The sequence below is a fragment of the Paractinoplanes durhamensis genome, assembly GCF_016862175.1.
GTDB lineage: Bacteria > Actinomycetota > Actinomycetes > Mycobacteriales > Micromonosporaceae > Actinoplanes > Actinoplanes durhamensis.
Window position 1 is genome coordinate 78925 of record NZ_BOML01000062.1, and the last position, 21554, is coordinate 100478.

Consider the following 21554-nt stretch of genomic DNA (forward strand, 5'->3'; position numbering starts at 1 on the left):
CTTCGTCGTAAAAAGATCAGGCCAGCGCGGCCAGCACCTTCGGCAGGTCGCCGCTGTGCAGGACGCCGAGCCGGCGGGTGGCCCGGGTGACCGCCACGTAGAGGTCGGACAGGCCGCGCGGGCTCTCCGCGATGATCTCGTCCGGCTCGACCACCACCACCGCGTCGAACTCCAGGCCCTTGGCCTGCCGCACGGTCATCAGCACCACCTGGTTGAGCAGGTCGGGCTGCTCGCCGACGGCCGCCCCGGGAATCCCCTCGACCAGATGCCGGCCGAGCTCCTCCTGCAGCGCCTCGGGCACCAGCACCCCGACCCGGCCGTCGCCCACCTCGGCCGCCTCCACGCGGACCGCCGCAATGGTCTCGGCCGGAAGCGCGACCCGCGGCACCCGCAGCGCCCACGGTGGCACGCCGGCGGATCGCACCGACCGCGGCGGCTGCAGCGCCGGATCGACCGCGGCCAGCACGTCGGCCGCCACCGCCATCACCTCGGCCGGCGTGCGGTAGTTGACGGTCAGCTCGACCAGGTTCCAGCGCTGCGCCACGTACGGCTCGAAGACCTGCTCCCAGCCGGTGGTGCCGGCCAGCTCGGAGGTCTGCGCGACGTCCCCGACCACCGTCATCGAGCGGCTCGGGCAGCGGCGCATCAGCAGCCGCCAGGCCATCGGCGACAACTCCTGCGCCTCGTCGACGATCACGTGCCCGAAGACCCAGGAGCGGTCGGCGGCGGCCCGCTCGGCGGCGGTGCGGGTGTCGATCACCTCGTGCCGCTCGACGAACGCGCTCGCGTCGACCACGTCGATCGCGGAGAGGATCTCCTCCTCCTGGTCCTCGAAGTCGAGCGACCGGGAGCCCTCGACGATCTCGAGGACACCCTCGGCGTATTCGATCGCCTCGCGCCGTTCCGCCGCGGCCTGCCGCTTCTTCAGCGTCTCGTCGATGCCGAGCAGCTCGGCCAGCTCGTCGAGCAGCGGCACGTCGGCCGGGGCCCAGCGGGCGTCGTACGCGCGCAGCAGCAGCGGGTCGCCGCCCGCCGACGCCAGGCGATCGGCGTCACCGAGCAGGTCACGCAGCACCTGGCGCGGGGTCAGCACCGGCCAGAAGTCGAACAGCGCCTGCTGCACGTCGACGTCCTCGCGCAGCTCGCGACGGGTCTCGGCCAGGTCGGCCGCGGAGAGCAGGTTGTCGCCGCCGAGCGGGTCGGCGCCGATCCGCTCGGCGATCTGCAGGGACAGGGCGTGGATCGCCTCGGTCACGAAGACCGCCCGGGCCACGTTGTGCGGGCGGCCGGTGCGGCGGGCCGCGGCCCGGGCGTCCTCCAGCACGGTCCGCTCGATGCGCAGCGGATAGCCGTCGTGGTCGACCTCGACGAAGTCGTCCGGCACGGTCTGCCGGTCGGTCACCGCCCGGGCCAGCACGTCGAGCATCGCCAGCCGGCCCTTCACCGCGGCGACGGCCGGCCGCTCCACCGCCCGCGCACGCACGCCCGGGAACATGTCACCGAGCGTGGCCAGCAGCACACCGGTCTCGGCCAGCGACGGCAGCACCTGTGAGATGTAGCGCAGGAACGTAGCGTTCGGCCCGAGGATCAGCACGCCCTGCTTGGTCAGCTGAGCGCGGTAGGTGTAGAGCAGATAGGCCGCCCGGTGCAGTGCGACGGCGGTCTTGCCGGTGCCCGGCCCACCCTGCACGACCGTGACGCCGTTGAGCCCGGCCCGGATGATCTCGTCCTGCTCGGCCTGGATCGTCTCGACGATGTCGCGCATCCGGCCGGTCCGCTCGGCGGTCAGCGCCGACAGCAGCGCGGCCTCGCCGGTCACGTCCTCCCGGCCGCCGGCCCGGCCGGCCTGGATGTCGAGCACCTCATCGTCGATGGCGGTCAGGGTGCGGCCCTTGGTGCGCAGGTGCCGGCGCCGCGTCACGCCGTCCGGCGAGACCGCGGTGGCCAGGTAGAAGGCGCGCGACGCCGGGGCCCGCCAGTCGATCAGCAGCGGGTCCTGGTCGTGATCGGGGGCGGACAGGCCGAGCCGGCCGATGTAGCGCGGCGCATCCGCGGCAAAATCGAGCCGGCCGAAACAGAGACCGTTTTCCACCGCATTCATCTGCGCCAGCTGATCGGCGTAATAGCCGCGGTTGGCTTCCCGATTGGCACGGCCCTGCGGGGTGCCGCCGGACTCCAGCAGAACCGCCTTGAGTCGCTGGTCGGCCTGGTCACGCAGGCTGTCCAGCCGGTCGTAGAGGGTGGTGAGGTACGCCTGCTCGGAACGGAGGTCGTCCCCGGCGAAGCTTGACAATGCCACTCCCCTTTGTGTTATCATTCCTCGCGTGGCGCCTTTTGAGGCGCCTTTTTTGTTGCTCGACAATCGCCCAGATTAGCCCATCGACCGGCGTGCTCCCAGAGGTAACGGAAGTGTCAGCAATCCGTCAACCTCTCCGGCGAGCCGTTACGCGCACCGGTCGATCGGAATTAGTCCCGGCATGAACCCCAACCACCCGATCCGTCGTCTCAGCGCGGTCGCCCTCATCGCGGCCGCCGCCCTCACCCTCGTCACCGCCTGCACCAGCGACGAGGAGCCGGCCGGTAACGCGGCCGCGGCTGCGGCCGGTGGTCCCGAGCCCAAGACCGTCGAGGGCGCCAAGGTGGCCGCCCAGACCGTCTTCGACCGGTTCGCCGGCGGGGACTTCGGCGGCGCCTGGGACATGTACACGTCGGCCGGCAAGCAGTCGATCAGCAAGGACGACTACATCAAGCTGAACCAGGCCTGCTCCCGCAAGGGCCTGGCGATCCAGCTCACCAGCGCCCGGATGGAGGGCCAGGACAAGGCGATCGTGATCGCCAAGCAGCTCGTCGCGGCCCAGTCGTACACGATGGTGTACGAGAACAACGCCTGGAAGCTGGAGCCGGCCAAGGAGGGCCTCGCGCTCTACAAGCTGGGGGCGGCCAAGGCGATCGCCGCCCAGAAGAAGGCGGGCACCTGCGCCGGGTAACGAAGAACACGGTGCCCGCCACGAACCGCGGCGGGCACCGTCATGACGTGCAGGAGTTCAGGCGGCCACCGGCAGGCCGTCGGGGCTGGTCATCGCCAGCCGGGTGTGCAGCGTGCCGCGTACCGCGATCTGCTCGTAGTAGGCGGTGCGGCGGCGGGCCACACAGCCCTCCTTCGCCGGGCTGTCCGCCGCCAGGGACGGGTCGAGGTGCGTGTTGAGGCCGTCCCGCAGCAGGCCCAGGGCCTCGGCCCGCAGCTGTGACACGCGTGACTCGGTGACCCCCAGCTCCTCAGCGATGCGGGCCATCGGGCGTTCCTCGAAGAAGTAGCCCTGCACCACAGCGCGCAGCCGCTCCGGCAGCGCGTCCACCGCGTGCTTGAGGTAACCGAGCTTCTCCCGGCGGATCAGCATCTCCTCCGGGCCGGCACTCGGCTCGGTGACCATGTCGTCGGCCGCGGCGGTGGCGAAGCCCTGCAGGCTGAACACCACCGCGCGGTGCACGTCGTCGTCGGCGTTCTCGATCTCCTCGACCGTCACACCCAACCGCGCCGCGACCTCCTGGATCGTCGGGGTGCGGCCCAGCTCGGCGGTCAGCTCCTGACGCGCCGTGTCGGTACGCCGGGCCCGCTGCCGCACCGAGCGGCTGGCCCAGTCCAGGCCACGAAGCTCGTCGAGCAGCGCGCCCCGCACCCGGGCCGCGGCGAACCGGGCGAACGGGACGCCCCGCTCGGCGTCGAAGCCACGGGCCGCATGCACCAGGGCGGCGTAGCCGGCGGACATCAGGTCGTCACGGTTGACGTGCGCCGGAACGCGGGCGAGCATCTCGCGGACCAGGTGGCCGACGAGCGGCATGTGTTCCTGGACGATGTCTCCACGACGGCGTTCGAAGACGGGGGCACCGCTCATAGTGGGGGGATCTCCTCGCGGGAACGCCCAGGTTGGGGGTGTCCTGGGCACTGAGGAGAACGGTGAGGCCGGCTGAGTGCTAACCGGTTCTCGTACGGGTGCAGCACGGTTGCTTCCCGGAACCGCCGTATGCTTGATCGCTGAGGCTTGTTCGCGACCATCCATCAGCCGCGCTACCCGCGCAGGTCACGCCTCACTGGGGTATCCCCGACCAATTGGAGTTCCCGCTACATGTTGACCTTTACCGAGCTCGGCGTGCCCGCCGCCCTGACGCAGGCGCTCGCCGGCCTCGGCATCACCACCCCGTTCCCCATTCAGGCGGCCACGCTGCCGGATTCGCTGGCCGGCCGGGATGTCCTCGGCCGCGGCCGCACCGGCTCCGGCAAGACGTATGCGTTCGCGCTGCCGGTCCTGGCCCGCCTCGCCGCCTCCGGGCGGCCCCGGCGCCCCGGCAAGCCGCGGGCGCTCATCCTGGCGCCCACGCGCGAGCTGGCGACCCAGATCGATGCCGCCCTGGCGCCGCTCGCCGCCGTGCTGAAGCTGCGCACGCTCGTCGTCTTCGGCGGCGTCGGCGCCAACCCGCAGATCAAGGGCCTCGCCGCCGGCGTCGACGTGCTGGTCGCCTGCCCGGGCCGGCTCGACGACCACCTGCGTAACGGCCACGCGTCGCTGGACGCGGTCGAGGTGACCGTGCTCGACGAGGCCGACCACATGGCCGACCTGGGCTTCCTGCCGGTGGTGCGCCGCCTGCTCGAGCAGACCCCGCGCGACGGCCAGCGCCTGCTGTTCTCGGCGACCCTGGACAACGGGGTCGACGTGCTGGTCAAGCGCTTCATGCGCAAGCCGGTCACGCACGCCGTCGACTCGGCCGCCGAGGCGCCGGTCGAGATGACCCACCACGTGCTGCACGTGCGCGGCGACGACCGGTTCGGCGTTCTCGTCGACCTGCTCTCCGCGCCCGGCCGCTCGGTGGTCTTCACCCGCACCAAGCGGCGCGCCAAGGTGCTGACCAAGCAGCTGATCGCGGCCGGGGTGCCGGCCGTCGAGCTGCACGGCAACCTCGCGCAGAACGCTCGTAACCGCAACATGGCGGCGTTCTCCGACGGCAGCGCCGAGACCCTGGTCGCCACCGACATCGCCGCCCGCGGCATCCACGTCGACGACGTCGCCCTGGTGATCCACGCCGACCCGCCGGTCGAGCACAAGGCCTACCTGCACCGTTCCGGCCGCACGGCCCGGGCCGGCAACCAGGGCACCGTGGTCACCCTGATGACCGACGACCAGCAGGCCGAGGTCCGCGACCTGACCCGCAAGGCCGGCGTCCGCCCGACCACCAGCCGCACTCGCCCCGGCGACCCGCTGCTGGCCGAGCTGGCCCCGGGCGAGCGGCGCTTCATCGAGCCCGCGGCGCCGGCCCCGGTGGCCCGCACGGCCGGCGGAGGCCAGTCCTCGCCCCGGCGGTCCGCGTCCGGCCAGTCGTCCGGCCAGCCTTCGGCGCGCCAGCCGAAGCAGCGCACCGCCGGCCAGAGCAGCGGCCAGCCCGCCCGGGGTCGCGGTCGTGGCCGCGGCGCCGGTTCGGCCGCGGTGCACACCAGCGAGTCCTCGCCGGTCGCGGCCCGGCCCAGCGCCTCGGGCGGCGGCGGCAACCGTGGCCGCCGGGCCGCCGCACCGGCGCGCACCGGTCAGGCCTCCGGCGGGAGCGGCAGCGCGGCTGCCTTCTCCTCGTCGAGCCGGGTCGGCGGCCGCCGGAGTGGCAGCCGCTGACGTCTACGTAGCCGGAACGTCGACCTCGATCTCCTCGCCCAGCGTGTAGCCGGCGCAGAGGTCGAGGTCGTCGCCGCTCCAGAAGCGGCCCGGGTCATACCAACTGGGGTTGTGCCGGCGCGGCAGCAGACCCATGTCCTCGTACGTCACGGCGACCACCTCGGCGCAGTAGGCCGTCTCCAGGGCGGCGTCGGCGACCGAACCGCGCCGCCATCGCCGGGGCCGGATCTGCGGCACCCGGCCGCGCGCCCACCGCCAGGCCAGCTGCGCCGACGACGGGAACGGCGTGCCGTCCAGCCGGGCCACCGTCTTGAGCGCCTTGTCCTCCATCGGGCGCGAGGCGGACGGCTCGAGCTGCCGCAGCCAGCCGCGCTGGCCGTAGCGTTGCGCCCAGACGGTCACCGCGTCCCGCAGATCGTGCAGCTGGACGCCGCGCTGGAAGGTGCCCGACCACAGGTCGGGCAGCGACTTGCCGAGCTCGGCGTGCCACATGAGCGGCGGCATGTCCTCGATGACCAGCGACATGCCGACGTGGTTGACCGGGCTGTTGGTCAGCGTCTGGATCGCCCGGTCGGGGCCGGAACGGCCCCGGAAGATCCAGATGTCACCCGTGCGCGTCAGATCGATCGCCTGGTCCAGGCTGATAGCGGCATCCACGTGTCTATCCTCGGATGATGCGTTGGTGGAAAGTAGTGGGCTTGGCCGGATTAGCAGGGGTTGCGGCCACCGGTGTGGTGGTGGCCCGGTCGGAGCGGAAGCGCCGGGCCTACAGCCCGGACGAGGTCAGGCAACGTCTGCATGAGCGAGTGGCCGAGGTGGCCACCCTCTCAGACGACGTCGGTGTCGCGGAGTAGCGACCATAGCCCGGCCCCGTCGGGGGCGGAGAACCACGTCTTGCCCCCGGAGCCGACCGCCTCCGGGGTCCCGGCCGGCCCGGGGATCGCACCGGCCAGCACCGCCTGGGTGGGTGACAGGCGGCGGATCGCCACGGCCGCCACGTTTTCCGGGTGGGCATGCGCGAACTCCGAGTAGATCTCCTGGTCGTGCTGGCCGTCGTCGCCGATCAGCAGCCACCGCACGTGCGGGAACTCGCCGGCCAGCCGGCGCAGGGTGTTGCGCTTGTGCTCCTGACCGCTGCGGAACCAGCGGTCGGGGGTCGGCCCCCAGTCGGTGAGCAGCAGCGGGCCCGCCGGGTAGAGGTGCCGGGACAGGAACCGGCTGAGCGTCGGTGCGACATTCCACGCGCCGGTCGACAGGTAGAACACCGGCGCGCCCGCATTCGCGTTGATCAGCCGCTCGTAGAGCACCGCCATGCCGGGCACCGCCATCCGGGCGTGCTCGTCGAGGACGAACGTGTTCCACGCGGCCAGCAACGGGCGCGGCAGCGCGGTGACCATCACCGTGTCGTCGATGTCGGAGATCAGGCCGAACTTGCAGGCCGGGTCGACCACCCGGATCGGCGCCTCCACGGTGGCCGCGCCCTCGATGGCGAGCCGGGCCTTGGCCCAGCCGGGCTCGAGGTCGCCCTTGACCCGGCAGTCGACGTAACCACTGCGGTCGGTGCGGGTCTCGGTGACCGTGTCGCCGATCTGGATGCGCACCACCGCCTTGCTGACCGGTGAGCTCATGAAGCTGCGCCAGCCGCGCACCTTCTCCAGGCGCCGGCCCGCGCCGTTGCCGCGGGTGAGCACCACCCGGGCCATCACCCGGGCCCAGCCGGGCGCGCCATAGCCCGTATACGCCGTGATCACCGGCTGCCAGCCCCGGTTGCGCAACCGGCGCTCGACGACCTCGTGAAGAGCGTCCTCCACCCGTGCAGCCCGATGCATCCGGACCACGGGCAGATTGGAACCCGCCGGAGTCTGCGTCACGCTGGCCCCCTAACCGTCGAAGGTGCGGCGGTCGTCCCGATCCGGTTACCGTACCTGCCCGGTCCGACACTCGCGGAGGAATGCGGGCCCCTCCACACCGGACTTTCAGGCCGCCGCCGGAAGCTCGGCGGTGGTCCATTGATCGGCCCACCATTGTTCATCGGCGACCGGTTGCCGAGCCCCCGCCCGGGTGACCGCGGACGACGCCTCGACCCGCAGGCTGCGCAGCGCCTCGGCCGCCGATTCGGCCTCCTGCCAGGCGTCCCGCTCGGCGGCCATGGCCTTGCGGTACTCGTCGAAGCGGTGCTCCCGGACCGCCTGCCGCAGCAGCGACTCCTGCACCACCGGGTGCAGCCGCGCGTTCCAGCCGCGGTGCGCGAAGACGTCGTTCAGCTGCGCGATGGAAATCTCCCGGTTGCGGCACGCCTCGCTGGCGGCGTGATGGAGATAACGCTCCCGCTCGACGTTCTCGCCGGGCTTGCGGCGCTTGCTGATCAACGGATAGGCGCAGGCCTGGGCGGCCTGCCGGGCGGTCCGGTCGGCCGCGTCGAAGGCCAGCCAGGTGGCGTCCAGCCGCTCCTGCGCGGTGGTCCACTCGGCCCGGCGGCGGGCGGCGGTCGCGGCGGCCCGATCGGCGGCCACCGCGATCTCCGAGGCGTAGCGGAGCTCATCGGCGCGGACTTCGGCGGCCGGCGGCTTGGGCTGCTGCACGCGGGCGATCGCGGCGGCGGCGAGAAGCACGCCGCCGAGCATGACCACCCAGAGTGCGGCGGCCTGCGGGACGGAGACGAGGAAGCTGTGCATGGCGGTTTCCACGGAACACCTCACTGAGAGACGCGAGCTTTCGTGGGGGGATTGCGCTGCGTGGCGCGCCTTCCGGCACGCGGCGTTCTTCCGCGCTTTCGTGCGTACGCGACGGGAGTGGCGCCTACCGCAATGGCACCGGCCGGAAACGGGGGTTCACAGCAGGTTGCGGCCGAGCTCGGCGGTGTTGCCGAGTCAGATCGCCGGGGGCGCGCGCTCGCCGCGGATGCGCGGCGCGGCGCCGATCAGGACGACCAGCAGCCCCAGGCCGGTGATCGCGAGGATCTCGGCCGGTCGGGGCGCGGCCACCACCCGTACCTCAGAAACAGCTGTCGCCGACTCGCCCGGCGGAACCGAAGCGGGGGTTTCGGCGGATTGCGCAACCGACGTCACGGGGATCGGCGTCGCCGGCGCCGCCGGAGCCGGCGTGGTGAACGCGAGCGCGAGCATCGCGAGGCCGGTGAGGAAGCGCAGCAGGCGACGGCCGTCCCAGTGTCGGGGTAGCACACGCGCCACAGCTGTCACGCGGATCAACTTACCGTTTCCGCCCACAACGTGCACGGCTCCCACTCGTTGCGGGCATTTCGGGTGTGTTCCACCGACGAGGGACCATGGAGGGGTGGACCTTCAGGTGGTGGAGCAGGTGGCGCTCCTGGGCGAGTGGATCGCCGACGGTGACGTGGTGGTGCTCAGCGGCGCGGGCTTGAGCACCGATTCCGGGATTCCGGACTATCGCGGCCCGTCCGGGTCGGCGCGGCGCAGCACCCCGATGACATACCAAACGTTCACCGGAGATCCGATCGCCCGCCGGCGGTACTGGGCGCGTAGTCATCTCGGGTGGCGCACGATCGGTGACGCCCGCCCCAACGAGGGTCACGCCGCGGTGGCGAGCCTGCAGCACCAGGGTGTGGTCGGCGGGATCATCACCCAGAACGTGGACGGGCTGCACCAGGCGGCCGGCGCGACCGGCGTGGTCGAGCTGCACGGCAACCTGGCCCGGATCGCCTGCCTGGCCTGCGGCGAGCTGACCCCGCGCGAGGTCCTGGGCGAGCGGCTCGACGCGGCCAATCCGGCGTTCACCGGGGTGGCGCTGGCGTTCAACGCGGACGGCGACGCCGAGCTGGCCGACGAATCGCTCGACGGATTCACCGTGGTGGATTGCACCGATTGCGGCGGACTGCTCAAGCCGGATGTCGTCTACTTCGGCGAGACGGTGCCGGCCGACCGGGTCGCGCGCAGCTTCGAGCTCGTGGAAAGCGCACGCACGCTGCTGGTTCTCGGTTCCTCGCTGACCGTGATGTCGGGCCGGCGGTTCGTGCTGCGGGCCGCGAAGCTCGGCATCCGGGTGGCGATCGTCAATCGTGGAGTGACTCGCGGCGAGCCGTACGCGGGGCTCATCATCGATGCCCCTTTGGGCATTGTCCTACCCCATTTGGTAGCGCTCCCAGCCGCATAAATCGGGATGATTTCGGCGCGGTTACCGTAGCGATACACAAATAAAGTTTCTTTCTCATTGACGTGACGGGGACCACTGGCGTTAACTGCCGGAACCGGTCCCGAAACCGGTTCCGCAATACCCCCGCAACACGATCTCCCCTCTCCGGAGACAATCGCGGGTATGAACACAGGAGGACCAGTGCCGATCACCATCGCCGACGTGGCGGCCCGGGCGAAGGTCAGCAAGACGACCGTGTCCCGGGTGCTCAACGGCAAGGGTGAGCTGGACGAATCGACCGCGGCCCGGGTCCGGGCCGTGATCGAGGAGCTCGGTTACGTGCCCAGTTCCCGCGCGGTCGGGCTCGCCCGCGGCCGCACCCGGGTGGTGGGCATGCTGGTGCCGTCGCTGACCTGGCCGTGGATCGGCGAGGTCATCCAGGGCGCGGTCGACGTGCTCGAGACCGAGCGCTACGGCCTGCTGCTCTTCACCTGCAACCGCGGCGAGGAGTCGATGCGGCAGTTCGGCGCCCAGGTGTCCGCCAAGTCTTTCGACGGTCTCCTGGTCATCGAACCCGAGGGCACTCTCGACTACATCGCCACCCTGCACCGCCGCGGCCTGCCGGTGGTGCTGATCGACGACCGCGACCAGACCTCGGGCGAGATCCCGAGCGTCGGCACCACCAATCACGACGGTGCCGGCGCGGCGGCCCGTCATCTGCTGCGGATCGGCCGGCGCAGCCCGCTGGTGATCACCGGCCCGGAGCGCTTCGGATGCACCCTCCAGCGCAACGCCGGTTTCGCCGCGGTCTTCGCCGACGCGGGCCTGCCGATCCCGGCCGAGCGCACCTGGCTCGGCGACTTCACCGTGGCGTGCGGCGCCGAGGCCGTGCAGACCGCGCTCGACTCCGGCGTGGAGTTCGACGCGGTCTTCGCCCACAACGACCTGTCCGCGCTCGGCGCCATGCAGGCGCTGATGGACGCCGGCCGCCGCATCCCGCAGGACGTGGCGGTGGTCGGCTTCGACGACATCCCGACGGCGGCCCACACCCAGCCGCCGCTCAGCACCGTGCATCAACCGCTGCGCGAGATGGGCGAGGCGGCGGCACGCACGCTCCTGGCCCACTTCGAGGGCACACCCTTGCCCAACCGCCCGACCGTTATCCCGGCGAGCTTCGTCACCCGCGGCTCGACCGTCGCACCCACTGAATAGATCCCAAACCCGGTAAGCACCCCCGATCTTTGGTGATCGGTTACCGAAACACGCGCTCAGCACGGAGTCGGCTGTTCCTGGCCGGCGCCGCGATGGCGCACGCCCTCCCGGGCACCCCTCTCACCCAACACACTTCTCGGGAGCACTTCGATGAAGAGAAGGACCCTGTTCGCCACCGTCCTGGCGGGGGCACTCGCCACCGGCGGTCTCGCGGCGTGTGGCGACTCGCCCAACGCCAACAGCAACAACGCCAACAAGGCGTCGGTCGACTACCTGCGGATCGGCATGCCGAACGGCACGCAGACCGAGAACCACAACCCGTTCGCCGGCACCTCCTCGGCCAACGCGCTCGGCTACAAGTGGATGATCTACGAGCCGCTGACCATGTGGAACCCGGTCAAGCCGGCCGAGCCGGCCAAGCCGTGGCTGGCCAAGGAGGTCAAGTGGGCCGCGGACTACAAGTCGGCGGACATCACCATGCGGGACAACGCCACCTGGTCGGACGGGCAGAAGGTGACCGCCGACGACGTGGCGTACACGTTCACCCTGCTCAAGACCAATGAGGCGCTGAACGCCAACGCGATCCCGTTCGGTGACATCACGGTCAACGGCAGCACCGTGCACGTGACCTTCACGGCGCCGCAGTTCGTCAACCAGAACAAGATCATGGCGAGCACCACGATCGTGCCCAAGCACATCTGGGAGAAGATCGCCGACCCGGCGACCGACATCAACAAGAACCCGATCGGTTCGGGTCCGTACACGCTGAAGTCGTTCACCCAGGCCGGAATCATCCTCAACGTGCGCACCGAGGGTTACTGGCAGGACCTGCCCAAGGTCAAGGAGTTGCGCTACACGTCCTACGCGGACAACAGCGCGCAGACCACGGCGCTGGCCAACGGCGAATCGGAGTGGAGCTTCGTCTTCATCCCGAACTACCAGGCCACCTTCGTCTCCAAGGACCCGGCCAACCACAAGATCTGGGCGCCCGGCGTGCTCGGCATCCACGGCCTCTACATCAACACCACGATCAAGCCGTTCGACGACGCCAAGCTGCGTCAGGCGATGAACATGGTGATCAACCGGGCGGACATCTTCACCCAGGCCGAGGCCGGCTACTTCCACCCGCAGATCGACAGCGTGACCGGCCTGCCCAACGGCGCCGGCGACGCGTTCATCGCGCCGGAGTACAAGGACAAGAAGCTCACCCCCGATGTGGCGGGCGCAAAGGCGCTGCTGCAGAGCGCGGGCTACAAGCTGAACGGCACCACGCTCAGCGACCCGTCCGGCAAGCCGGTCAAGATCACGCTGACCGACCCGGCGCCGTGGTCGGACTACCAGACCACGCTGGAGATCATCAAGACCAACCTGGCCGAGATCGGCATCGCGGCCACGGTCGACAAGGCCAACCAGGACAAGTGGGACCAGAACGTCCAGAAGGGCGACTTCGGGGCCACGATGCGGTGGACGAACGGCGGCGCGACGCCGTACGACATCTACCAGACCGTCATGGACGGTGACCTGCTCAAGCCGATCGGCACCGCCGCTCAGCAGGGCAACTTCGGCCGGTTCAAGAGCCCGGAGGCGACCGCGGCGCTCAAGGCGTACGCCAACGCCACCAGCGACGCCGACCGCACCACGGCGATGAACCAGATCCAGAAGGTCTTCGTCGAGCAGGTTCCGATGCTGCCGGTCGGCTCCGACAACGTCGGTGGCGCCTACAGCACCAAGAACTGGACCGGCTGGCCGTCCGACGGGGACGCCTACGCGGGCATGCAGCCCACCCAGCCGTACGCCCTCGACGTGGTCCTGCACCTCAAGGCCGCCAACTCCTGATCGCTGCCCCGCCGCTCCCCGCCCTCGGGCGGGGAGCGGCATCACCCCCCGCAAAGGATTCCGGCATGACGTCTATCCAGGACGCCAAAGCCCCGGCCGGCGAGGTGGTGCTTGAGGCGATCGGCCTGACCAAGCACTTCCCCGTCCGCCGGCGACTGCGTGATCTCTTCCGCAGGCAGCATTCGGCGGTGCACGCCGTCGACGATGTGCACCTCACCCTCCGGCGCGGCCAGGTCGTCGCGCTCGTCGGTGAGTCCGGCTCCGGTAAGTCGACGGTCGCCCGGTTGCTGGCCCAGCTCTATCCGCGTACCGGCGGCGACATCCAGCTGCACGGCGAATCGACCCGGGTGAAGGGCGGCAGTTCGTTCCGCGCCTACGCCGCCCGGGTCCAGATGATCTTCCAGGATCCGTTCGCCTCGCTGAACCCGGTGCACACGATCCGCTACCACCTGACCCGCGCGTTGAAGATCCACCACAACGCCGGGGACGACCTCGACGCGGCCCTGGCCGAGCTGCTCACCCGGGTCAGCCTCACCCCGCCCGAGCGCTACCTCGACAAGTTCCCGCACGAGCTCTCCGGCGGCCAGCGCCAGCGGGTGGCGATCGCCCGCGCGCTCGGCGCCCAGCCCGAGGCCCTGCTCGCCGACGAGCCGGTGTCCATGCTGGACGTCTCGATCCGGCTCGGTGTGCTGAACCTGCTGCGCGACCTCAAGGAGCGCCTCGACCTGGCGATCCTCTACATCACCCACGACATCGCGTCGGCCCGCTACTTCGCCGACCAGACGATGGTGATGTACGCCGGCCGGATGGTCGAGGGCGGCGACAGCGAGACCGTCACCCAGACCCCGGCCCACCCGTACACCCGGCTGCTGATCGACTCGGCGCCCGACCCGGACCGGCTCACCGGCGACGTCGACCCGCTGGAGGAGGACCGCGGCAACGGCGAACCGCCGAGCCTGATCAACCCGCCGTCGGGTTGCCGGTTCCACCCGCGCTGCCCGGCCGCGATGGCGCGCTGCAGCACCGACCTGCCGGTCCCCCTCGAGATCGGCGACGCGCCCGGCCACTGGGCCGCGTGCTGGTTGTACGACAAGGCAGGTGCCCGGTGAAGTACTTCCTGCAGCGCATCGCGTTCTATCTGTTCACCGCGTGGGCCGCGATCACGCTCAACTTCTTCATCCCGCGGATGGTGCCGGGCGACCCGGTGCAGTCGCTGATCACGAAGTATCAGGGGCAGCTCAGCACCAAGTCGATCCAGTCGCTCTACGTCCTCTTCGGACTCGACAAGGACGAGGGCCTCTGGAGCCAGTACATCGACTACTGGAAGCAGCTGTTCCACGGCGACCTCGGCCTGTCGTTCACCTTCTTCCCGACCCCGGTCTCCACCGTGATCGGGCAGGCGCTGCCCTGGACGCTGCTGCTGGTCGGCATCACCACGGTGATCAGCTTCCTGCTCGGCACCGGCCTCGGTGTGCTGGCCGGCTGGCGGCGCGGCTCCTGGGTCGACGGCCTGCTGCCGGTCACCACGTTCTTCTCGTCGGTGCCCTACTTCTGGCTCGGCATCATCGCGATCTACCTGCTGGCCGGGCCGGACAGCTTCTTCCCGTCGTCCGGCGGCTTCGACTCCGGCCTGGTGCCGGCCTGGGATCAATACTTCATCCCGAGCGCGATCAAGCACAGCCTGCTGCCCGCGCTGACCATCCTGATCTCGTCGGTCAGCGGCTGGATCCTGAGCATGCGCAACATGATGGTGACCGTCTCCAGCGAGGACTACATCACCGTCGCGCACGCCAAGGGCCTGCCCGAGCGGCGGGTCGCGGTCTCCTACGCCGCCCGCAACGCGCTGCTGCCGAACATCTCCGGCTTCGCGCTGGCCCTCGGCTTCATCGTCGGCGGCACCCTGCTGGTGGAGATCGTCTTCTCCTACCCGGGGCTCGGCTACACCCTGCTGCAGGGGCTGGGCGCCAAGGACTACCCGCTGATGCAGGGCGTCTTCCTGGTCATCACGATCTCGGTGTTGGTGGCCAACCTGCTGGCCGACATCGCCTACCTGCTCCTCGACCCGCGCACCCGCAAGGAGGGCTGAGCGATGACGATCCCCACCTCCAGCATCGAGCAGGTCATCCCCGGGCAGGGCTCGATGGCACAGCCCGAGGCGGCCAAGCCGAGCCGGGCCAAGCGGCAGCGGTTCCTGTTCGTCCGCAACAAGAAGGCGGCCACCGGCCTGGTCATCCTCGGCGTCTACGTGCTGATCGCGATCATCGGGCCGTGGATCGCGCCGTACGACCCGAGCGCCCGCAGCAACGACCTGGTGCAGGGCCCGTCGGCCGCGCACTGGTTCGGCACCACCCATCTCGGCCAGGACGTCTTCAGCCAGATCCTGGAGGGCACCCGCAGCGTCATGCTGGTCGGCTTCCTGGCCGGCGCGATCGCGACCACGCTGTCGGTGCTGATCGGCGTCACCGCCGGCTACCTCGGCGGCAAGATGGACGACAGCCTGTCGGTGCTCACCAACGTGGTGCTGGTCATCCCGGCCGTCCCGCTGATGATCATCATCACCTCGGTGCTGAACAACGCCAGCGACACCCTGGTCGCGCTGGTCATCGGCCTCACCTCGTGGTCGTGGAACGCCCGGGTGCTGCGCGCGCAGACCCTGTCGCTGCGCCGGCGCGACTTCGTCGAGGCCTCCCGGGCCAGCGGCGAACGCACCTGGCGGATCATCGTGTTCGAGCTGATGCCCAACCTGACCGCGGTCATCGCCAGCGGTTTCGTCGGCACCGTCATCTTCGCGGTGCTCTCCGAGATCACCCTCGCCTTCATCGGCGTCGTCTCCAACTCCGGCTGGAACTGGGGCACGATCCTGTTCTGGGCGCAGGGCCAGCAGGCGCTCGGCCAGGACGCGTGGTGGTGGTTCGTGCCGGCCGGTCTGGCCATCGCGCTGCTCGGCACCTCCCTCTCGCTGATCAACTTCGGCATCGACGAGTTCGTCAGCCCTCGGCTGCGCAGCGCCGGCAAGACCAAGCTCAAGACCGCGTCCGGCGGGACCGTACGCATGCGGATCGGCTTCACCCCGGTGCTGTCCAACTCGGCCACGCCGCACACCCACGCCAAGGTCGTCGCGACGCCCGTGATGAGAGAGGCCAAGTGATGGCCGAACCGGTTCTGGAGATCCGCAACCTCAACGTCGACTACGGCCTGGGCGATCGGGCCGTGCACGCGGTCCGCGACGTCAACCTGACCCTGCACCGGGGCGAGGTGCTCGGCCTGGCCGGCGAGAGCGGCTCCGGCAAGTCCACCCTCGCGTACGGGATGACCCGGCTGCTCGCCCCGCCCGGGGTGATCACCGGCGGCGAGGTCGTCTACCACCCGCAGCAGGGCCCGGCCTACGACGTGCTCGGGCTGACCGACCGCCAGCTGCGCGCGTGGCGGTGGGCCGAGACGGCGATCGTGTTCCAGGGCGCGATGAACTCGCTCAACCCGGTGCACAAGATCTCCACCCAGCTCACCGACGTGCTCAAGGCGCACGACCCGAAGATGAGCGAGCACAGCCGCAGCGCCCGCGCCCGGGAGATGCTCAAGCTGGTCGGCATCTCGGCCGACCGGATGGACGCCTACCCGCATCAGCTCTCCGGCGGCATGCGGCAGCGCGTCATGATCGGCATGGCGCTGATCCTGCAGCCGCAGGTGGTCATCATGGACGAGCCGACCACCGCGCTCGACGTGGTGATGCAGCGGCAGATCCTGGGTCAGCTGATCGAGCTGCGCGAACGGCTCGGCTTCTCGGTAATCTTCATCACCCACGACCTGTCCCTGCTGGTCGAGTTCTCCAACCGGATCGCGATCATGTACGGCGGCCGGATCGTCGAGGAGGCGCCGGCGGCCACCATTTATCGGGACGCTCTCCACCCGTACTCCAAAGGCCTGTTGAGCTCTTTCCCGGCCCTGCGTGGGCCCAAGCGTGAGCTCGCCGGCATCCCCGGCTCCCCGCCGGACCTCGCGGGCATGCCCGCGGGATGTTCCTTCCATCCCCGTTGCCCGAAGGCTTTCGAGCCCTGCAACAGCGCCATCCCGGTGCTCGGCCGTCCGGACACCCCGGATGGAGCCGGCCGTTCCGTCGCGTGCTGGCTGCATCCGGCCGAGCAGCCCGTCGGATGACGCGCGGGGGGCCGGTCCTTTTCCCTAGGGACCGGCCCTCCTTCCAATCCCCACCTGGAGAGACATGAATCCCACCACCGCACCGAGCATCGTCATCCCGCCCGTCACCGGGCTGCCCGCATCGTTCCGCTGGGGTGTCGCGACCTCGGCTTATCAGATCGAGGGCGCCGCGGGCGAGGACGGGCGAACACCGTCCATCTGGGACACGTTCTGTCGTCAGCCGGGCGCCGTGCACAACGGTGAGCACGGCGACGTGGCCTGCGACCACTACCACCGGATGCCGGCCGACGTGGAACTGATCAAGAACCTGGGCGTGGACGCCTATCGATTCTCGGTGTCCTGGCCGCGGGTGCAGCCCGGCGGGCGCGGCCCGGTGAACGCCGCCGGCCTGGCCTTCTACGACCGGCTGGTGGACGAGCTGCTGGCCGCCGGGGTCGACCCGTGGGTGACGCTCTACCACTGGGACCTGCCGCAGGAGCTGGAGGACGCCGGTGGCTGGCCGGTGCGGGACACCGCCTACCGGTTCGCCGACTACGCGATGCTCGTCTTCGACAAGCTGCAGGACCGGGTCGACACGTTCACCACGCTCAACGAGCCGTGGTGCTCGGCCTGGCTCGGCTACCACGTCGGGGTGCACGCGCCGGGCCGGCGCAACTTCGACGACTCGCTCTTCGCCGTCCACCACCTGCTGCTCGGGCACGGCCTGGCCACCCAGCGGATGCGTGCCGCGTCGACGTCGGGGGCGCACACCCTCGGCATCACGCTCAACATGGGCACCGCCGACCCGGCCGCCGACACCGATGCCGACCGGGAGGCCGCCCGCCGGGCCGACGGCATGGGCCTGCGGATCTACCTGGACCCGCTGCGCCACGGCCGCTACCCCGCCGACGTGGTCGACGACCTGGCCGCCCGCGGCTCGGCCTTCCCGGTCCGGGACGGCGACCTGGAGATCATCTCGGAGCCGTTCGACGTGCTCGGCGTCAACTTCTACTTCGGACAGGACTTCGCCGGCACCGACCTGGACGGCAACACCCACGAGCCGTCCGGCGAGCCGGTCGTGCGGGCGGTCCTGCCGGACACTCCGCGCACCGCGATGGACTGGCCGATCACCCCGGAGCGCTTCACCAAGCTGCTGGTCCGGCTGCACCAGGACTACCCCGGCCTGCCGATGGTGATCACCGAGAACGGCGCCGCCTTCGAGGATCTCGCTGACTCCGACGGCTACGTCACCGACGACAACCGGACGGCCTACCTGGCCGCGCACATCTCGGCGGTGGCCGACGCGCGGGCGCAGGGTGCCGACGTGCAGGGCTACTTCGCCTGGTCACTCATGGACAACTTCGAGTGGGCCGAGGGTTACGCGAAGCGGTTCGGCATCGTGCACGTCGATTACGAGACCCAGACGCGTACGCCCAAACAGAGCGCCCTGTGGTTCCGCGACACGATCGGCCGCATCCGCGGCGAGTAGACCCGGCCGGATGCGGCCGCCCCGGATGCGGCCGCATCCGGCATCAGCGGGCCATGCCCAGCCGCACGGATGGGCCACACGGTGCTGAGGCGGTGCCGGTCAGCTGAGCCGGGCGAGCAGAGATCTTCCCGAGGCACGGTCACGCTCATTTCCAGGATGTCGGGGCCTCGCCGCGAGCGCAGAGCCCGACATCCTGGCAATCGGTGTCTCGGACGCCATGCGAGACCCCGGAATCAAGGAAAAGGTGGCCGGCTGAAACTCGTCGGACCTGACGCCGGACGATGCCGTGCCGACCTCGCCGGCGGCCAACGGCCATCACGCCGCACCATCGACGCCCGGCGAGCCCCCACGGGGCCTGGGTTGCCGCTGGCGCAGGATGGGCGCCGACCAGGTGTTTCTCGGCACTTTGCGCGCCCGGGTGAGCAGAGCAGCGCGTCTATGTGCGCAGAGCGACCCGACGGCGCGCCCGGGCTAGCAGAGCAGCGCGTCTATGTGCGCAGAGCGAAGGGGCGGGAAGCCTGGTGGGGCTCGGGTCTGGCGTACGGATCATGAGCGGTGGTTGTCGAGGTCGGTCGTTGGAGGCGGTGTGGCGGGAGGTGAGCCGCGCAGGCAGGACGGGCTATCGGCTTGCTGCGGTGATCACCGCCGTGATCTGCGAAGCGTCTCCTAGACCGCGGTCAGGTGGGCGACCACCAGGTCGCCGATCATCCGGCGCAGGTGATCGCGGCCGGCCGGGTCGAGCAGGTCGCGGTCGAAGATCGCCTTGAACGTGTAGCGGTTGGCGCCGCGGAACACGCAGAACGCGCTGATGATCATGTGCACGTCGAGGGCGTCCAGGTCGTCGCGGAAGACGCCCGCGGCCCGGCCCCGTTCCATGATGCGGGTGAGCACCTCCAACGCGGGCGCGGCCAGCACCTCGCGGGACTCCGACTTCAGCAGGTGCTGGGCGTAATGGATGTTCTCGATGGCGACCAGCCGGACGAAATCCTGATGCGACTCGTGGTGATCGAAGGTCAGCTCGGCCAGCTTCCGCAGCGCGTCCACCGGCGCCAGATGGTCGACGTCGAGTTGCTGCTCCAGCGAGCGGATGTGCCGGTAGGCCCCCTCCAGCACGGTCAGGTAGAGCCCCTCCTTGCCGCCGAAGTAGTAGTAGATCATCCGCTTGGTGGTGCGGGTCTTAGCCGCGATCTCGTCGACCCGCGCACCGGCGTAGCCCTGATCCGCGAACTCGTGCGTGGCCACCTCGATGATCTCGGCGCGGGTCCGCTCCGCGTCGCGAACCCTGGGGGTGGCGGCCTCCGATGTCATGCCGTCGACTCCAGTCATCCGAATGCGTTGAGTGTACGGACCGGTTCGTACGTACCCTGAGACACCACGACCGGCCCGGGACTGACCAGCCATCGGCGGCGGCCGTCGTGCCCGAGCAGCAGCCGCTCCCCGTCGATCGCCTCCAGTGTCGTGCCGAACCGGATCTCCACCGCCGGGTTCTCGGTCAGCCGCCGCACCATCAGCACCTTCTCACGAGGGCCGGCCTCCGGCGCGAGCTCACCGCCGGAGGCGAGAAGCAGTACCCGATGCCCGGCCGTCGCGGCCGCATCGGCGACGGCAACCCCGGCCCGGTCGGCACCCCACACCGTCACCACCTCGCCGTCCGCGACCGGCCGCGGGTGGCGCAGCCATTCCCGCAGGTCGACGACGCGGTCCCCGGTGGCGCCCGGGATGGGCGGCAGCAACCCGGCCGCACCGGTGGCCAGGACGACGACATCCGGGGCGAGCGCGGCGATCGTCTCGTCGTCGGCGCGGGTCGAGAGACGGACGCGCACCGCGAGGCGGCCCATCTCGGCGGCATACCAGTCGAGCAGCCGGCCGAACTCGGGCTTGGCCGGCAGGCTCGCGGCCAGCCGCCACTCCCCGCCGATCACCGCCTCGGCCTCCAGCACCGTGACGTCATCACCGGCCAGCGCCGCCGCCCGGGCCGCCGCCAGCCCAGCTATCCCCGCGCCGACCACGACGACCGTGCGGCGAGGTCCGGGCCGGGCGGCCGTGGCCGGGCGGCCGGTGGCCGGGTTGGCCAGGCACCAGATCGGCTGCTGGGTGTGCAACGCGTCGATGCAGCCCTGGTTGCAGCCGATACACGGGCGCGGATCGCTCCCGGCCAGGACGGTTTTCGTCCACTCCGGATCGGCGTGCTGGCCACGGCCGACGGCCACCAGGTCGGCGGGCCCCGACCGCAGAACCTCCTCGGCGGCCGCGCCGGTGGTGATGCGGCCGGCCACCCCGATCGGCTTGCCGAGGGTGCGGAAGCGGGCGGCGTACGGCGCGAGCACACCGTGCGGCACCTCACCCGGCTGGACCATCCACTCGCCGGCCTCGTAGCAGCCGGCCGAGATGTCGAGCAGGTCGACCAGGTCCAGCGGCAGGCGCCCGGTCAGCGCCAGCGTCTCCTCGACGCCGAGGCCTTCCGGCACACCTTCGAACGCGGACAGCCGCAGGAACACGGTGGCGGCCGGTGCCTCCCGGCGCACCCGGTCGAGCACCTCGGCCAGGAAGAGCACCGGATCGGCGTACCGGTCGGTGCGCCGATTGGTGCGTGGCGACAGGAACTGGTGGATCAGGTAGCCGTGCGCGCCGTGCACCTCCAGCACATCCACCCCCGCTCGCGCGCAGCGGCGGGCCGCCGCCCCGAACGCGGCTACGATCTCGGCGATCTCCGCCGTGCCGAGTTCCCGCGGCCGGCGGCCGCGGAACGGCACCGGCGACGGCGCCACCGGCTGGAAGCCGGAGACGGCCGGGTCGGCCACCCGGCCGGCGTGGTTGAGCTCCACGCCGAGCAGGGCACCCTCGGCGTGCACCGCCTCGGCCAGCGCCCGCAGGCCCGGGATCACGTGTTCGCCGTGCGCGCCGAGCTGCCGGGAACGGCCCCGGCCGTCGGCGCGCACGAAGGTCGCCTCGGTGAAGACCAGCGCCGCCCCGCCGGCTGCCCGGGCCCGCAGGTAGTCGGTGTAGAGGCCGGTCAGCCGGCCGTCGGCGGTGCCGTAGTTGCGCTCCATCGGCGGGCTAACCACCCGGTTGCGCAGCTCGTGCCGGCCCACCCGGAGCGGCTCGCCGAGCAGCAC

The 21554-nt window shown here is 70.7% G+C and carries 18 protein-coding genes; 10 read left to right on the forward strand and 8 right to left on the reverse strand.

Annotated features, from left to right (window positions below; genetic code table 11):
- Positions 1-16 precede the first annotated feature (16 nt).
- Complete coding sequence (locus Adu01nite_RS38685) at positions 17-2317, reverse strand: HelD family protein (RefSeq protein WP_203734299.1); 2301 nt, start codon at positions 2315-2317, stop codon at positions 17-19.
- 160 nt (positions 2318-2477) lie between these two features.
- Here Adu01nite_RS38685 and Adu01nite_RS38690 point away from each other — a divergent pair, with 160 nt between their 5' ends.
- Positions 2478-2987, forward strand: a complete 510-nt coding sequence (locus Adu01nite_RS38690) for a hypothetical protein (RefSeq protein ID WP_203734300.1) — start codon at positions 2478-2480, stop codon at positions 2985-2987.
- A 57-nt stretch (positions 2988-3044) separates the two neighbouring features.
- Here the strand turns inward: Adu01nite_RS38690 and Adu01nite_RS38695 are convergent, their stop codons facing one another.
- The gene (locus Adu01nite_RS38695; RefSeq protein WP_203734301.1) at positions 3045-3893 is read right to left on the reverse strand and encodes a sigma-70 family RNA polymerase sigma factor; all 849 of its coding nucleotides are present in this window, start codon (positions 3891-3893) and stop codon (positions 3045-3047) included.
- A gap of 231 nt (positions 3894-4124) precedes the next feature.
- Here Adu01nite_RS38695 and Adu01nite_RS38700 point away from each other — a divergent pair, with 231 nt between their 5' ends.
- Entirely contained in the window at positions 4125-5657 is a 1533-nt protein-coding gene (locus Adu01nite_RS38700) for a DEAD/DEAH box helicase (RefSeq protein ID WP_203734302.1), read from the forward strand.
- A gap of 3 nt (positions 5658-5660) precedes the next feature.
- Here the strand turns inward: Adu01nite_RS38700 and Adu01nite_RS38705 are convergent, their stop codons facing one another.
- From Adu01nite_RS38705 to Adu01nite_RS38720, 4 genes are all read right to left on the reverse strand, one after another.
- Positions 5661-6314 (reverse strand): hypothetical protein, encoded by a 654-nt coding sequence (locus tag Adu01nite_RS38705; protein ID WP_203734303.1) that lies wholly within the window; start codon positions 6312-6314, stop codon positions 5661-5663.
- Positions 6315-6484: 170 nt separating this feature from the next.
- Positions 6485-7486: an App1 family protein phosphatidate phosphatase gene (locus Adu01nite_RS38710; protein WP_203734339.1), complete on the reverse strand. Its 1002-nt coding sequence runs from the start codon at positions 7484-7486 to the stop codon at positions 6485-6487.
- A 147-nt stretch (positions 7487-7633) separates the two neighbouring features.
- Positions 7634-8344 carry a hypothetical protein gene (locus tag Adu01nite_RS38715; RefSeq protein ID WP_203734304.1) on the reverse strand — a complete coding sequence of 237 codons (711 nt, stop codon included), beginning with the start codon at positions 8342-8344 and terminating at the stop codon, positions 7634-7636.
- A 183-nt stretch (positions 8345-8527) separates the two neighbouring features.
- Positions 8528-8857, reverse strand: coding sequence for a hypothetical protein (locus tag Adu01nite_RS38720; protein ID WP_203734305.1), 330 nt, complete (start codon positions 8855-8857; stop codon positions 8528-8530).
- Positions 8858-8951: 94 nt separating this feature from the next.
- Here Adu01nite_RS38720 and Adu01nite_RS38725 point away from each other — a divergent pair, with 94 nt between their 5' ends.
- From Adu01nite_RS38725 to Adu01nite_RS38760, 8 genes are all read left to right on the forward strand, one after another.
- A complete protein-coding gene (locus Adu01nite_RS38725) occupies positions 8952-9788 on the forward strand; it encodes an NAD-dependent protein deacetylase (RefSeq protein WP_203734306.1) in 837 nt (278 codons plus the stop codon).
- Positions 9789-9968: 180 nt separating this feature from the next.
- Complete coding sequence (locus tag Adu01nite_RS38730; RefSeq protein ID WP_203734307.1) at positions 9969-10979, forward strand: LacI family DNA-binding transcriptional regulator; 1011 nt, start codon at positions 9969-9971, stop codon at positions 10977-10979.
- A gap of 150 nt (positions 10980-11129) precedes the next feature.
- On the forward strand, positions 11130-12815 hold the full coding sequence (locus tag Adu01nite_RS38735; RefSeq protein WP_203734308.1) for an ABC transporter substrate-binding protein: 1686 nt from the start codon (positions 11130-11132) through the stop codon (positions 12813-12815).
- 65 nt (positions 12816-12880) lie between these two features.
- The gene (locus Adu01nite_RS38740) at positions 12881-13924 is read left to right on the forward strand and encodes an ABC transporter ATP-binding protein (RefSeq protein WP_203734309.1); all 1044 of its coding nucleotides are present in this window, start codon (positions 12881-12883) and stop codon (positions 13922-13924) included.
- Positions 13921-14901, forward strand: a complete 981-nt coding sequence (locus tag Adu01nite_RS38745; RefSeq protein WP_203734310.1) for an ABC transporter permease — start codon at positions 13921-13923, stop codon at positions 14899-14901. Before Adu01nite_RS38740 ends, Adu01nite_RS38745 begins: the two co-directional genes overlap by 4 nt.
- 3 nt (positions 14902-14904) lie before the next feature.
- Positions 14905-15963 carry an ABC transporter permease gene (locus Adu01nite_RS38750; RefSeq protein WP_203734311.1) on the forward strand — a complete coding sequence of 353 codons (1059 nt, stop codon included), beginning with the start codon at positions 14905-14907 and terminating at the stop codon, positions 15961-15963.
- The gene (locus tag Adu01nite_RS38755; protein ID WP_203734312.1) at positions 15963-16970 is read left to right on the forward strand and encodes an ABC transporter ATP-binding protein; all 1008 of its coding nucleotides are present in this window, start codon (positions 15963-15965) and stop codon (positions 16968-16970) included. The genes Adu01nite_RS38750 and Adu01nite_RS38755 overlap by 1 nt, the downstream gene beginning before the upstream one ends.
- Positions 16971-17034: 64 nt before the next feature.
- Positions 17035-18438: a GH1 family beta-glucosidase gene (locus Adu01nite_RS38760; protein ID WP_203734313.1), complete on the forward strand. Its 1404-nt coding sequence runs from the start codon at positions 17035-17037 to the stop codon at positions 18436-18438.
- Positions 18439-19104: 666 nt separating this feature from the next.
- Here Adu01nite_RS38760 and Adu01nite_RS38765 read toward each other — a convergent pair.
- Complete coding sequence (locus Adu01nite_RS38765; protein WP_203734314.1) at positions 19105-19746, reverse strand: TetR/AcrR family transcriptional regulator; 642 nt, start codon at positions 19744-19746, stop codon at positions 19105-19107.
- Positions 19747-19760: 14 nt separating this feature from the next.
- The gene (locus Adu01nite_RS38770; protein WP_203734315.1) at positions 19761-21554 is read right to left on the reverse strand and encodes an NADH:flavin oxidoreductase; all 1794 of its coding nucleotides are present in this window, start codon (positions 21552-21554) and stop codon (positions 19761-19763) included.

What these genes read in the sequence shown, in the direction of transcription:
- Adu01nite_RS38685 (WP_203734299.1), bottom strand. Translation starts at nt 2,317, where the DNA reads ATGATAACACAAAGGGGAGTGGCATTGTCAAGCTTCGCCGGGGACGAC.
- Adu01nite_RS38690 (WP_203734300.1), top strand. Translation starts at nt 2,478, where the DNA reads ATGAACCCCAACCACCCGATCCGTCGTCTCAGCGCGGTCGCCCTCATC.
- Adu01nite_RS38695 (WP_203734301.1), bottom strand. Translation starts at nt 3,893, where the DNA reads ATGAGCGGTGCCCCCGTCTTCGAACGCCGTCGTGGAGACATCGTCCAG.
- Adu01nite_RS38700 (WP_203734302.1), top strand. Translation starts at nt 4,125, where the DNA reads ATGTTGACCTTTACCGAGCTCGGCGTGCCCGCCGCCCTGACGCAGGCG.
- Adu01nite_RS38710 (WP_203734339.1), bottom strand. Translation starts at nt 7,486, where the DNA reads ATGCATCGGGCTGCACGGGTGGAGGACGCTCTTCACGAGGTCGTCGAG.
- Adu01nite_RS38735 (WP_203734308.1), top strand. Translation starts at nt 11,130, where the DNA reads ATGAAGAGAAGGACCCTGTTCGCCACCGTCCTGGCGGGGGCACTCGCC.
- Adu01nite_RS38740 (WP_203734309.1), top strand. Translation starts at nt 12,881, where the DNA reads ATGACGTCTATCCAGGACGCCAAAGCCCCGGCCGGCGAGGTGGTGCTT.
- Adu01nite_RS38750 (WP_203734311.1), top strand. Translation starts at nt 14,905, where the DNA reads ATGACGATCCCCACCTCCAGCATCGAGCAGGTCATCCCCGGGCAGGGC.
- Adu01nite_RS38755 (WP_203734312.1), top strand. Translation starts at nt 15,963, where the DNA reads ATGGCCGAACCGGTTCTGGAGATCCGCAACCTCAACGTCGACTACGGC.
- Adu01nite_RS38760 (WP_203734313.1), top strand. Translation starts at nt 17,035, where the DNA reads ATGAATCCCACCACCGCACCGAGCATCGTCATCCCGCCCGTCACCGGG.
- Adu01nite_RS38765 (WP_203734314.1), bottom strand. Translation starts at nt 19,746, where the DNA reads ATGACATCGGAGGCCGCCACCCCCAGGGTTCGCGACGCGGAGCGGACC.